Genomic DNA, 14,122 nt, shown 5'->3' with positions numbered 1-14,122 from the left:
CTTTTTTATAGTGAACTCAAGTCTTCTTGAGTCAGCTTAGTAGGCTGCCATAAATTTTGTTCTACCTTCTCCAGTACCAACTTGTACACCTCTTCTCTTCCTTCCTGATTTACCTGTAAAAATACCTTCACTGCGTTGGCACTTTCTATATTCGGTGCTAAGCGAGGCATCCTACTTAACCAAAATTGCACTTGTCCCAAAGTAATCTCTTTATCCTCAAGTTTACCTGGAAAGAGCTTTCCTATTCGAATCTTTTCTATGGTTTCCTGAAGGATTTTCTCTATCTCCTCTCTCTCCACGGCGTGGGGAAAAGTACTAAAGCCTGTTACATACCAACGCTCCTCACTTTTACTTAACTCCAAAGCATAATCCGTAGTGATATCTCTCCCATATGAATTCTTTATGTTTACGTCAATGACTACAGATGCACTACCATCAGCATAATCCATGACATAGCTCTTCAGATCAATCCTCATGGCATAATCTCGCCTTGATGATCTGTTATCGTTTTCTTGAAGCATATTTGTAACATCAAAATAAGCCCATTGCTCAGGAGAGCGTGTATTCTTAAAATACTTCTCTATTCTATTCCGATCTTCCTCTCCCTTCATTTGGAAGTCATAAAGTGTCATCATGGCACCTCTAATTGTTGAATATATCTCTTTTGATTCATCTAGTTCTACATCATGTTCTAAATCAACCTCAAATAGCTTGTTTTCTAGAAAGTCCACCTTTTGCCATACTGGTCCACTAATATAACCAGAGTTTCCATCAGGTAAAAGTGCAATATTGGCACCATAAACCTTAGCTCTTTTCAATTCACTTCCGTTATTGCTCACTATATGCAAATAAAACAAATTATCATCTATGTCCTCCGCCTTTGTGGTATAGGCTATTTTCCCATCAGCAATAAATTTAACATCGTAGACATACTCCTTTGTTAAATCCATCGCATCTTCTGGATTATTAATATCCTCTACATAAGATAAACCAAAGCCTTCTTCACCAACTACCACTAATGATTTCTCATAAGAATCCCTAAATATTCCAGGAATGATAACTTTTATTGTTTTACCTTGTTTATCTAAAATAACAGTCTTAATATTTCCATTAGCTAAATCCCACTTTGTTCCATAATAATAATCACTATTTAATTTACCCTTATAGTAGGTCTCCTCTCTGGTTTCATATGCTTCCACTTTTCTTTGAGAAGCCAGATAATAGATACTACCATTAGCCAAATTAGGTTGCTCTGTGTAGATCTTGTTTTCATCAGTAGGTGCCCAGAAAAATCCAGTGATGGGATCCTGTGCTAGTTTTCCCTCCATAATGATACTTCCATCTTTGGCATCATAAATTGTTAACCTATCTCCACCACCGAAGGACACTATATTTCCCTCTGTATTCCATCGTACTTTCGAAACAAAAGGGATATCCTTTGCTACAATTACTTGATCTTTAGTAACCATATCCTCCCTTATAATCCTTACCTTCTCCCTGACGTCTCCCTTAATAACTGGTGAAAGCTCGGTTGTTTCCATTCTCTCCATTAAATATATTTCCTCACCACTTGGGGCAATGGTCAATAATATTCGGTTTGAATCCTGCAGATCTACAATATTTTGGTTAACGTACTTTTGAAAGGGGATTCTTCCCTCAATATTTAAAATATCACCAGTTTGTTCTTCATCATAATTCTCATCTTGTACTACATACACTTGTCCTTCCTTTATTTCCTGTTGACTACAACCCATTAGGATCACAATAAAGCAAAGGGAAAAAACGATCCTCTTCATGTTATCATTCCTTTCACTTATCTCTCCCTAATTATACATTTTTTAAGATATAAAGAAAAGAGACCCCTTTTAAGCAGGCCTCTTTATCATTTATCGTATTAGTTTATTAGCTTTTTTCTTCTTCTTCTTCTTCTTCTTCTGCATCTGCATCTTCTTCTGCGTCTACATCTTCTTCTACATCCACATCTACTTCTGCGTCTACATCTACTTCTTCTTCAATCTCAAGTTCAATTTCAGTTCCCTCTTGTTCTGTGATTGTCTCTTCTTCTGCATTACATGCAACCATTACAGTTAAACTCAGTAGTAGTACTAATGAAAGTGCTAATATTTTTTTCATTTTTAAAATCCTCCTTATGTACTTATTCTCTTTAACAATTCTTATTGTATCAGAGGATTTTATCCAATTTAATTCTAACTTGTAAAATTTTTGTAAACTCTTTGAGGAAAATCAACTTTTATCTTTGTACCTTTTCCTATCTCACTTTCTATTTCAAAGATAGCACCGTGTTCCTTTACTATTTGATAGCAAATGGCTAACCCTAATCCTATGCCTCCATCTTTTCTAGAGCGGGATTTATCAACGCGATAAAAAGGTTGTATTACTCTGTTTAACTCCCATTCCGCCATACCTTTTCCTTCATCTTTTATATACAGACTAATTTTCTGTGGTGTTTTTTCAACGCCCATGGTTACCGTTTGTCCCTCTTGACTGGCATTAATCGCATTATCCACTAGATTGATAATGGCAACTTTAAACAGTTCTTTATCTATTGAAATTTTTAGATTTTCTCCTTGTACTTTTAGTATGACACCTTTTTTCTCTGCCTTTACTTTCATGATATTTTGTATCATCACCAGTAGAGACATTACGTGTTCCTCCTCAAGCTGCAACGACCTCTCTCGAACTAAAATCATATCCATCAAGGTTTTAGCTAATTTTAGCATCCGATTTCCCTCTGAGTGGATATAGCTCAAACCCTTATTAAATGTTTTAGAATCATATTCTGCCTTTAGCAAGTACTCTGCATAACCAATAATCGATGTCAGTGGCGTTCGAAGCTCATGGGTAAGGTTGTCAATAAAACGTTGCTGCTGTTGTCCCTCTTCCTTCAACTCACCCATCTTTTGCTCAATCTCGCCTGCCATGATATTAAACTGCTCTGCCAACAAGCCAACTTCGTCGGTTCTGTTGACTTCTGCTCGTACATGATAATTGCCCGAAGCAATGTTTTCAGCTGTTGAACTTAATTCTCTAAAGGGCTTCAGTAGGAGTATACTCAATGCCCAGGTGATGAGAGCAACAAAAATCAATCCCATTAATCCCGTTCTCATAAAAAGTAGATATTGTTCTCTACGATAATGGTCTACATGGGTAATATCCTTTATGAGGGATAACACAATTTTTTCTTCACCAATCTCTAAGACGTTAGAAACAAATAAATAAAGCTCATCTTCATCTCTTCTTAGGACAAAGTTTTTTTGTCCCTCCAAAGCCACATCCAATTCTTTTCGGGAAAAAAACCAAGCCTTTGGTGCATTTGTTGCTAAAAGGTTTAGGTTCTCATCAAATATCTCCAGATAATTTCTATCTGAATTAATCATGTCTACCATGCTCTTACTATAGTTTTTTAATTCAATTTCTTCTTGAGCAATCCGTTGATTGTTTAATAAATATACCGCCAAAGTAGAGTGTAGATTACTTTCTTCTTCTACTGTTCCTTCTACTTCATTTTTCAACAAGCTGGTATAGGTATTTTCACTGACTACAAATCCTGTTATGGTCAGTGAAACAACATAAATTCCCACACAAAGAAGAAAAATCTTCCAGCCAAGTTTCATCCTTTAGCCCTCCATACGATAGCCTACCTTGTAGATCGTCTTAATCTTATCTGCCCCTATTTTATTCCTTAGTCGTTGAATATGCATATCAACGGTTCTCGTATTTCCCTCAAATTCATAGCCCCAAACCAGTTCCAATAATCGATCTCGAGACATGACATTCCCCTTGTTTTCAATCAATAGTCGTAAAAGATCAAACTCTTTATAAGTTAAATCTACTTCTTTGCCATCCTTTAAAACCTTCCATTGGTCTAAGCAGATTTCAATATCATCCATTACGATTTTTGTTTTTTCTTTATCGGATCTCCTTAAAACACATTTGACCCGAGCTAAAAGCTCCATGGCTTCAAAGGGTTTTGTCACATAATCATCGGCACCCATTTCTAAGCCTTTTACTTTGTCCTTTAGTCTATCCTTTGCTGTCAGCATAATTGTAGGTATATTCTTCTTTAAGATTTTAGGCAGTAGTGTATAACCATCCTGTTGAGGAAGCATGACATCCAAGAGTACTAAATCTATTTTTTCATTGTTTAGATACTGGAGACCCTCTTCCCCATCACAAGCCTCTAGCGTTTCATACCCTGCCATCACCAAATTTAATTTGATCAACTCTCTAATCGGATCTTCATCCTCTATAATTAAAATCACACTCACAAGCTTCACCTCATTTTCATAAACGCCTTAATCTATACCTGCATTCTATTTTATTATAGAAGGTTTTGCAAGAATTGGGTCTTTGTTTCAACCGGATCCTAAAAGAATAACTAGTTATACTTACTTTCTTTTCTACAAAAGGGTCCTCACCTTTATGTCAGATGAGGACCCTTTTTTACTTTTCCTTCTTTTAAAAAAGGCTTTTGTGTTTATCTATTATTTTCCATATAATCTTGTCGTATTTTAGGGCAATATTATCCCAATATTAGTTGGCGTTTTTCGGAGGTTTCCCTGACACTCTGATTTTTTATTAAATCCCACAGCATTTCTTATATTTTTTCCCACTTCCACAGGGACAGGGTTCATTTCTCCCAATCTTAGGCTCTTCCCTTACATGGGGCTCTTGATATTCTGAATATCCAAGGAACTCATCATCGTCATCTTCATAATTCTGCTCAAAATTCATCGCCATTTCTTGAATGATTCTGTGCATCCTTTTTCCTTGCTTTTCGTAGCTCCTTGCCATCTTACCCCTTCTTTTGGGATCCATGGCTCCTTCAAAAAAGTTGGCTTTCTTTTCGTAAATTCTAGGGTATTTTTCCTTAAGTCGATTGATGGACTTCCTAAAAAGATGAATTTCCTCCAATATCCTATATTCAATCATAAAAACCAAATCTTTTCTATGGTCTTCCTCTAGTCCCAACATTTCCCTTGGTAAAACTTCTAATTCCATTAGGTTTCTAATATCCTCTTCAATCAAGCCATCTAGCATTAGTTTCTCAAATTCTTTTTCTAAATCAAAAAAGGATTGAACCTCTTTTCTCACCATTTGAATTTCTTCATTATTTGGAAGTAGTACTTCTGCTTCCTCTAGGAGTACCATGGCTTCTTCCATGAATCCATTGCCTAGCAACAATTGAGATAGTTGACTTAAAATCCAGCCGATATGCTCTCGAGATTCCTCTTTTTCCAAAGAGGCTTTACTTAATTTCTTTACGGATTTCTTCATTTCATCTAGATCACCCATAGCCAACTCGATATGAATTAATGTTAAGTATAGGGTAATATAATCCCAATCCTTATCTTTTCCCTTTTCTAAAGCCCTTAGTAATACACTTTTAGCCTTTGACATCCATTGCCCTGCTGCATAGGCTTTAGACAAACCTAGCCACAGAGAAAGATTATCCTCGTCGATTTCCAAAGCATCTTCATAGGCTTTAATCGCTTTCTTATGCCATCCTCTTTCTATGTAGGCATGGGCTAGATGACCTTTAAATCCCGCATTTCCTGGGTGCTCTTCCACAAGCTTCTCCAATATCTTGATTGCCTTTCCACTATTTCCATTACATAAATATGCCTCTGCCAACAGTCCTTGAACCAGTGAAGAATCGAACTGCCTTTCTAATATGAACTCCAGTATCTTGATGGCTTTTTTAGTCTCTCCTGCTTGAACTAATTGACGACTCTTCTCAAAAAATTCTCTATCCCAGGCAGACATTTCCATCATATGATCGTATTCTTCTCGGGTTTTCTCATTGCTTAAAGCTTCATAGGCCTCTCGTATGTCCATAAATTCCTGGGGGAATCGATCCGAGGGATATTTTCTGACAAGAGAAAAGTATCCTCTTTTGATTTCTATAGGGGATGCCTTCAAATCAACATTTAATGTTTCATAATAATTTTTCACTACATCCAACCTCTTTCTTCATTTTTTATCCTGCAAACCACTTTGCAAACCATGATTTTTCCTCTAGATTCCCTAGGGATTCTTGAATATACCTTAGAGTGTATGGGTTATCTATATCTATTTTTAATGCTTGATGCCAGACATGTAAGGCTTTCACTTTTTTTCCCTGTGCCAAGTAGCATAATCCTAATAAATTTTGAAAAGAAGTAATCTTTATAGAAGCAAATTCCTTACTATTTAGTATTTTAATAGCTTTCTTGTATTTTTTTAATTTGGCCAGCATGAGGGCCTGATTGTATTCCTTGCATAAATCCTCAAAATCCCCTTGTTCCATTTCCCCTAAGTAATGACTGGCTATATTCTCTTGGTTTTTACATGTTAAGCTTCTTTTCCAAGCCCCTTTGGCCTTAGAAAAATCTCCTAATTCATAGAAGCACAACCCTTGTAGGTTTAATGCTTGCCAATTCTCCCCTTGTAATGCCGTTGCTTTTTTAAGTTGCTCTAATGCTTTCGTAATATGGTTCTCCTTTGCCAGTCTCAACCCTTGATGAAAATAATAGTTAGCCAAATCCTGCAGCATTATTCCTCTTCCTCCATGTCATACAGTAGCTCTAATAGCTCTTCTTCTAGCTCCTCTAACCGTTCTTTGCCCTCCTCTAAGATCAAGGCTCTTTTAAATTTCTTTAATATTCCTTCTAGTTCCGCTACAAAAACAACCTCTTCCTCTTCTAGAAATTTTTCTCCTTTACGTATCAATGCCCGATATTTTTTCGCCATGGAAGCCTTTTTCCAGCCCTCCAAATCAACTTCCTGTTCCATCTCCACACCGGTTGTATCAATGGTAATTTGAGCCTGCTTTCCCGTGCTGACAATCATCCCCTCCACCTGTAAAATGCCATTGACATCATAGGTAAATCGAATTTTTATTTTCTCTGTAGAGGCTTTTGCAGGAGGGATGCCACTTAATTCAAACTTTCCTAATAAGTTATTTAAAGAAGCCTTTTCATAATCTCCCTGATAAACAATAATTTCTACCATTTCTTGATCATCCGATACCGTGGTATAGATCTTTTCTCTCATAACAGGAATCGTTGTGTTTCTAGGAATAATCACATCATAAACATCTTCTAGGGGCATACCCATGATAAAATCCATGGTTTCTACGCCTAGTGTATAGGGGCATACATCAGTAATGACAATATCCGTCTCTGGAGAAAGGTCCTCATTGATCATCCCAGCTTGTATAGCTGCTCCCGTTACCACTGCCAGATCTGGGTCTACTAAGGACTGAGATCCTTGTCCTAAATGATGATCTACAACGCTTTTTACCAAAGGAACTCGAGTCGATCCCCCTACCATTAAAATCAGATCAAGATCCTTCGAAGTTAGCTTGGCATCTTTTAGTGCTATCGTAATGGGCTTTAATGTGGATTGTACTATCTCCTCAATCAGGGATTCAAAAACCTGCCTAGTAATTGTTTCCTCCAAAGACACAGGGTTTCCTTCCTTTTCTGCTATAAAGGGGATTAATACGTGATAGGCCTCGTGGCCACTTAAGGTAATCTTACATTCTTCTGCTGATTTTTTTAACTTTGCCATAGCCCTTAGGTCACTTCGTAAATCTATATGATATTGTTCAAAGAAACGATCGCAAAGGTAGTCAATCAATTTCTGATCGAAGTCCTTGCCTCCCAATTGATTATTTCCACTACTTGCCTTTACTTCTAGAACACCCTCAAACATTTCTAACACAGTTACATCTAAAGTGCCTCCCCCTAAATCATAGACCAGTATATGCTGATTTTCATCCATATGATCGATGCCATAGGCTAGAGCTGCTGCTGTTGGTTCATTAATAATCCGTTCTACCTTCAATCCAGCTAATCCCCCGGCTTCTACCGTGGCCCTTCGTTGTTCATCTGTAAAATAGGCTGGCACCGTAATCACCGCCCGTAGGACTTCCTCTTCTAAGTATGCTTCTGCACATTCCTTCAAATATTTTAAGATAAAAGAGGACATTTCCTGAGGCCTATATTCCTTTCCACCCATTTTCACTTTTTCTCTAGATCCCATCAACCTTTTGACTTCCATTACCGTATCCTCTGGTTTAAACAGCATTTGGTCCTTTGCATCCCGACCAATGATCAACTGTCCCTCTTCACCCAGTCCGACTACTGATGGCGTGATTTTTTCATTTAAATGATTTCCAATGACAATAGGCTTACCGGTTTCGAATATACCCACCTCAGATGTGGAAGTGCCTAAGTCGATTCCAATAATTTTACTCATTCGTACTTCACCCTTTCTTCATTTTCATTAACAATAACCCTTGCCTTTCGAAGGACTCTACCTCTATAAACATATCCCAACTGAATGACTTCTACGATCTCTCCATGGGATCGATTCGCATCCTTTGAGATTCCCTCTGCGATTCCATGATGAGATGAAAAGGTGGTCCCTTCTTCCCCGATTCGCACAATCCCATAGTAAGATAGTTTCTGACCCAATTTTTCCCATAGCAAAGATAGCTGTTCTGCCCAGGAACCCTCATTATTTTTCACCGTATAATAATAGAGATCCTCTAAAGCATCCGTTACCATTATGATTGCCAAAAGTAGGGCATCTATCTCTTCGTCCTTCTTTTTTGCCTCTTTTCTGAGGTCACCATAAACCTTGTCCTTTTCTTCACTTGCCTCCAAAAGCTCCAGTACCTCTTCCACTTGTCCTAGGGTCTTATATTGATCTTTTCCAAATCGGTTTAGAGACTTTTGCAAATGCTGAAGGACTTCGATAAACTCGTCCTGTTGAAGCTCTTCTTCTTGTGCTAGATCTATAGGTTCATACTTCTCAATTTCCTTCCTTACGTCAATCATCCTTCTTCTCCTCGTACTTCATTATATTTACACCACTTTATAGGTAATGTAGTGATTTAAAAACAACTTCTAGTTTCATTTTATCAAAAGCTGTTGTTAGCTGCAATATATTAATAAGTTAAGTTCTTGGCACCTTGGTACATACCCTAGAATGTTTCCTGGGTCATCAATTATTTTGATAGCATTTTCATCATGTTTTGATTTATTTATCTCTTAGTGAAATATGCTTTCTTTTACTGCAAAAAAACACCCCTTGAAAACCATATTGGTTATACGATTCAAGGAGTGTTTTTTGTTACTTTTTTTAGGTTTTAGATACGATTATCGCAACAAAATATTTTAAGTGACCTTTTCTACGAAACCGTTTCCTTTATTTCTTTATCAGTTAAAGCTTCATCTATTATTCCATTGCCTTTTTTATCCCTACGCCTAAAGAGCATAAATGCTGAAGGAATGACAAGCATCGTTAGTATAGAGGATACCATCAGTCCAAAGATAATCGCGTAGGCAAGTGGCGCCCATAGACTTCCTCCGATTAATGCCATCGGTACTAATCCAATAACAGTGGTTATCATTCCAATCATGATAGGTCTTAGTCTAGTGGCACAAGCCTCTATCACTGCTTCTTTGGCCTCGATACCACTCTTTGCTAGGATATTGATATAATCCAACAATACAATCCCATTGTTTACAACGATACCCATCAAACTCACCGTTCCCATCAGAGCCATAAAGCCTAGGGGATATCCGGTTATTTTCAGACCCCATATGACACCAATAAAGGATAATGGTATGGTTCCCATAATGATTAATGGTTGCCTTAAATCCATAAATTGGAACATCAGAATCACGTAAATCAACATAGCCGCTAAAAAGAATGGTCCGATAAGAGATTCAAAGGCTTCTGTTCTATCTTCACTTTCTCCACCAAATTCCATCATATAACCTTGAGGAACTTCAAACCCTTCCATTCTTTCCTCTACTACATTTAATACTTCTGCAGCTGAGTATCCTGGTTTTGGATATAAGCCTACCGTAATCGTACGATCTCTATCTCGCCTTAGTATTCTACTAAGAGAAAATTCACTATGGATATCAGCAATTTGTTGAATAGGTACATTTCTACCTGTAAATTGAGAGGTAACAAAAATATTATCTAATACCTGTACCGTATTCTTTTCATCTGTTGGAATTCGTAGAACCACGGGTATATCATCATCGGTATCATCTGGTCTCATTTTGATCACTTCGTGTCCATTGATGGCCATTCTTACAGTTGATGCTATGTCGTAGTTAGTGATACCTACCATGCTTGCTTTATCTTGATTAACGTCTATCACCATCTTAAGCACTTCATGACCATAATCATCCTGAACATGCTGACCTTCCTCTACAGTGTATAAAATTTCTTTAATTTCATTAGATGTTCTAATCAAGGTATCAATATCGTTTCCACTGACTCTTACCTGGATAGGTAGGCCTACCGGTACCGCATTCTCTAGCTGTTTTACTTCTACTCTGGCGCCCACCACAGTCTGGTCTATCCTATCTTGCAGGGCAACCATTTCACTGACCTTGCCATTTACGACAAATTGGGCTTGATTGCTAGCAATCTGATTAGGTACAAAGGATGGATAAAACTTTGGTATACCATCTCCCACCTTACTCAAAAAGCTATCTACTGAAGGATCCTCCTTAAGCATTTCTTCTATTTCTGTAATCACTTCCTTGGTTTTTTCAGCGGAAGTTCCTTCTATTAAAGTCACATCAATCACATATTGATCTCTTTCTACAAAAGGAAATAGTTGTAAGCCTAAACTAGATATCATGGTAGTACTGAAAACCAGTAAACCCATCGCCACTAAAATTGTAATGATTGGCATTTTCAATGTGGCTTTCAATATAAACTTGTATTGTTTTAGGAAAAAATCGCTCACATCGCTAAACAGTGATTTTTTCTTTTCTCCTTGGCTTCCCTTTAGAAAAGTATATCCCATTGCGGGAACAACTGTCAGGGATAGTATAAAGGAGCTGAACAGGGCAACTGTCACCATGATCGGTAAGCTCTTTACAAACTTTCCTGCTACCCCCTCCATTAACAATAGGGGTAAAAAGGAGGCCACCGTGGTTAATGTCGATGTTAAAATTGGAATTTTCACTTCATTAATTCCATAAACAATGGCTTCTTTTCTTGACATTCCCTTGGACAAATATAAATCCATACTGTCGTTAGCTACAATGGCATTGGCCACCAGAAGTCCTAAGCATACAATTAAAGAGGATATAGAAACCTGATGTAGTACAATTCCCGTAAATCGCATAAAAGCGAATGTAGCCATAACCGTAATCGGAATGGCAGAAGAAACTACCAGGGCACTTCTATAGCCCATGCTGATTAATACAACCACTACCACCAAACTAATAGCTGATAGTAGATTTTTTTCAAAAAGATTGATGGCATCCTCCACATACTCTGCCTGATCCGTGATGACAGTGATATTCATATCCTCTGCTATGGTATTCTTATACTCTTCTAAAAAGGTCATCACTTCTTCTCCAATGTTCACAATGTTCTCTCCATCAGAATACTTCAAGTTCATCAGCAGTGCTTTTTCACCATTACTGCCAACAAAAACATCTCTATCGCCTTCCACTTGTTCAATATCAGCCACATCCTTGAGGTAAATCACGTTACCCGCCTCTGACATCCCTACAATTGTATTTTCAATATCATGGATATTTTTATACTCTCCTGTGGTGGATATGGGTACATTGGTACCACGTAATTTCAAGCTTCCCCCTGGAATATTTATATTTGTAGCCTTTAGTGCCATCCCGATTGTCTCCACAGGAATATTAAAGTGCTTCATCCGCAAGAGATCTAGATTAATGTGTATTTCTTCGTCTATGTATCCATTGATGTCTACTTGAGCGATACCATCCATTTTCTCCAACTCTTCTTGGAGCTCATCTGCAATTGACTTTAATTCCTTATACTCAAAGCGATCTCCACTTATGGTAAAGAGCATTCCATAGGTATCAATAAGATCAGTGTCGATTTCTGGATCCCAGGCTTGTTCTGGTAGCTCTGCCTCATCTACCTTTTGTCTTAATAGGTTCCAAGTCTCATTGATATCCTCATCACTTAAATCTTCCAAACGTATGATAATTACCCCTACATTATCTAAAGAGTAAGAAAGCATCATCTTTACATCAGGAATCTCCCCAATCTTACTTTCCAGTGGTTTTACAATAAACTTTTCAATATCTTCTGGTGTAGCTCCAGGATAAATCGTCTTTACTGTTGCTCCAGGTGCAACGACATCAGGGTTCTCTTGTCGCTCCATGGTTGTATAGACGAAGATCCCGCTTAAGAAGATGAAAATAGATAATACCGCAACAATACTGCGATGTTCCAAGCACCATTTCGTCATTATTCTACTACCTCCACTTTTACATTATCCCCGTCTATCAGTCTATAGTGACCTTCTATTACAATTTTTTCTCCGTTTTCCAAGCCTTCGATTACTTGAATTTCATCCCCAAATATCTCACCTAGTATGACTCTTCTTTCTACTACATAGCCTTCTTCTTGATAGACAAATATCTTAGCACCATCAGGGTCATTCATGACAGCGTTTGTTGGAATCATAATCGTTGTCAACTTATCGGTGTTCATCATCACCTTAGCAATCATCCCAGGACGAATCCGATTCTCTTTGTTATCAATTTCCACCTTCACACCAAAGGTTCTTGTTTCCAAGTCCGCTGTCGTATCAATGCTAGCAATCGTTCCTTTAATTTCTTTATCCAAACCATATATAAACACATCTACATTTTTTCCGATACGTATATTATCTACTAATCCATCCGGTACTCCTATTTCCACCTCTAGCTTATCCAGTCTTCCTAAAATAATGGTAGGGTGTCCAGGAGCAACTGTTTCCCCAACTTCAAAAGTCCTCTTGATCACTGTACCAGTAATAGGACTTTTTAAAATAGTATCTCCTATTTTTGACTCTGCTGCCTCTAGTCCTGTTCTTGCTTGATCTAGTTGTGCTTCAGCAATAGGAGAAGCATCCAATGACTCCTGATACTTATTCTGCGCCACTACAATTTGAGTTTCCACCTCCTCTAAGGTTTTTTTAGGAATGGCTCCTTCCTCATAGAGCTTTAGCATTCTATCATACTGAGTATTAACAAACTCTAAATGAGCTACTGCTTGATTCACCCCTGAGTTGATACTACTCTCCGCTTGTTTTTGCAAAGCTTGATATTGAGAGCGGGCTGCATTTACCCCTAGTTGATAGTCATATGGGTCCAGTTGCATAAGAGTCTGTCCTTCTTTTACTATATCTCCCTCTTCCACATGAATATGATCAATGACACCTGCCACTTTAAATCCCGATCTGATCAATTGAGCAGGCTTTACATTACCACTAATTTCCATGTCTTTTGAATATTCTTGTGTCTCTACCACTTTCACCTTCACAGGCTTTAGAACCTCTTCTATTTCATTAGCAGCGGTTTGACTACAACCATATAGAAATGTTGTACTGATCAGAAAAATGGTCAATATCGCTTTTTTGTAAGATTTCAATTTTTCTCCCCCTTATATATACCTTCACTTTATAATTTAGTCGCTTTTTTTATTAATTAATGAAAGTTTTATACATATACAGGTGGACTTCTTAAACCAATTGCATGCCCTCTTATAATTTGATTTTTTATTATCAAATATCGTGGATTATAGGCTAAATATTTTTTGTTCTTACCCTCCATATGATTATACTCAGTATCCTCGACACAAACACGATCTCCTTCAGCATCAACTCTTTCCATGACTTTTGATCTTTTTTTAATAATAATCTCTCTAGAATTATTACTTTTCAGATTCTCATATGTGTCTCTACTTCTCTCTATTCTTTCCCTTAATGATTCTCTTCTTTCACCAATTCTAGAAATGACATTGGAAACATCCAGTCCGCCTTCATAAGCCACAACCACATTGTGTATACTATCTCTGTTTAGTGGTTGCATCCCATAGATATTCTCCACCTCTACTATATTCAAAGAGGTCAGTGTCAGTATCAGTATCATCAATATCAATACGAATTGTAAAACGATAATATACATTGGCTTACGCATCACAATCTTCCTCCCAACTGGTAAAATTTATCTCATCCTGATTTTTTCATATTACATAATATTTGATAATTTTTTATTCTACAAGTAGTTATAAGGAATTTAAGTTTTAATTAATAACTTCATCG

The 14,122-nt window shown here is 37.4% G+C and carries 11 protein-coding genes; all 11 read right to left on the bottom strand.

The features are described from left to right. Window positions 1–5: 5 nt before the first annotated feature. The 11 genes from AMET_RS01500 to AMET_RS01450 all read right to left on the bottom strand — a co-directional run bounded on the left by AMET_RS01500 (window position 6) and on the right by AMET_RS01450 (window position 13,997). The gene (locus AMET_RS01500; RefSeq protein ID WP_011971432.1) at window positions 6–1,796 is read right to left on the bottom strand and encodes a hypothetical protein; all 1,791 of its coding nucleotides are present in this window, start codon (window positions 1,794–1,796) and stop codon (window positions 6–8) included. 106 nt (window positions 1,797–1,902) lie between these two features. After that, on the bottom strand, window positions 1,903–2,133 hold the full coding sequence (locus AMET_RS01495) for a hypothetical protein (RefSeq protein WP_011971431.1): 231 nt from the start codon (window positions 2,131–2,133) through the stop codon (window positions 1,903–1,905). 74 nt (window positions 2,134–2,207) lie between these two features. Then, complete coding sequence (locus AMET_RS01490) at window positions 2,208–3,635, bottom strand: sensor histidine kinase (protein ID WP_011971430.1); 1,428 nt, start codon at window positions 3,633–3,635, stop codon at window positions 2,208–2,210. Window positions 3,636–3,638: 3 nt separating this feature from the next. Next, window positions 3,639–4,289: a response regulator transcription factor gene (locus AMET_RS01485; protein WP_011971429.1), complete on the bottom strand. Its 651-nt coding sequence runs from the start codon at window positions 4,287–4,289 to the stop codon at window positions 3,639–3,641. A gap of 310 nt (window positions 4,290–4,599) precedes the next feature. Further along, complete coding sequence (locus AMET_RS27225) at window positions 4,600–5,976, bottom strand: SEC-C metal-binding domain-containing protein (RefSeq protein ID WP_011971428.1); 1,377 nt, start codon at window positions 5,974–5,976, stop codon at window positions 4,600–4,602. A gap of 25 nt (window positions 5,977–6,001) precedes the next feature. Next, window positions 6,002–6,556, bottom strand: a complete 555-nt coding sequence (locus AMET_RS01475) for a tetratricopeptide repeat protein (protein WP_011971427.1) — start codon at window positions 6,554–6,556, stop codon at window positions 6,002–6,004. Continuing rightward, window positions 6,556–8,265 (bottom strand): Hsp70 family protein, encoded by a 1,710-nt coding sequence (locus tag AMET_RS01470; protein ID WP_011971426.1) that lies wholly within the window; start codon window positions 8,263–8,265, stop codon window positions 6,556–6,558. Before AMET_RS01470 ends, AMET_RS01475 begins: the two co-directional genes overlap by 1 nt. After that, window positions 8,262–8,849 carry a nucleotide exchange factor GrpE gene (grpE, locus tag AMET_RS01465; RefSeq protein ID WP_011971425.1) on the bottom strand — a complete coding sequence of 196 codons (588 nt, stop codon included), beginning with the start codon at window positions 8,847–8,849 and terminating at the stop codon, window positions 8,262–8,264. The genes AMET_RS01470 and grpE overlap by 4 nt, the downstream gene beginning before the upstream one ends. A 353-nt stretch (window positions 8,850–9,202) precedes the next feature. Next, window positions 9,203–12,283, bottom strand: a complete 3,081-nt coding sequence (locus tag AMET_RS01460; RefSeq protein WP_011971424.1) for an efflux RND transporter permease subunit — start codon at window positions 12,281–12,283, stop codon at window positions 9,203–9,205. Continuing rightward, on the bottom strand, window positions 12,283–13,449 hold the full coding sequence (locus AMET_RS01455) for an efflux RND transporter periplasmic adaptor subunit (protein WP_011971423.1): 1,167 nt from the start codon (window positions 13,447–13,449) through the stop codon (window positions 12,283–12,285). The genes AMET_RS01460 and AMET_RS01455 overlap by 1 nt, the downstream gene beginning before the upstream one ends. Before the next feature lie 68 nt (window positions 13,450–13,517). Continuing rightward, the gene (locus AMET_RS01450) at window positions 13,518–13,997 is read right to left on the bottom strand and encodes a hypothetical protein (protein WP_011971422.1); all 480 of its coding nucleotides are present in this window, start codon (window positions 13,995–13,997) and stop codon (window positions 13,518–13,520) included. Between the last annotated feature and the right edge of the window lie 125 nt (window positions 13,998–14,122).

It is taken from the genome of Alkaliphilus metalliredigens QYMF (assembly GCF_000016985.1).
Taxonomy (GTDB): domain Bacteria; phylum Bacillota; class Clostridia; order Peptostreptococcales; family Natronincolaceae; genus Alkaliphilus_A; species Alkaliphilus_A metalliredigens.
The sequence above is the reverse complement of the archived record's forward strand: the minus strand, read 5'-3'. Positions and strand labels throughout refer to the sequence as shown.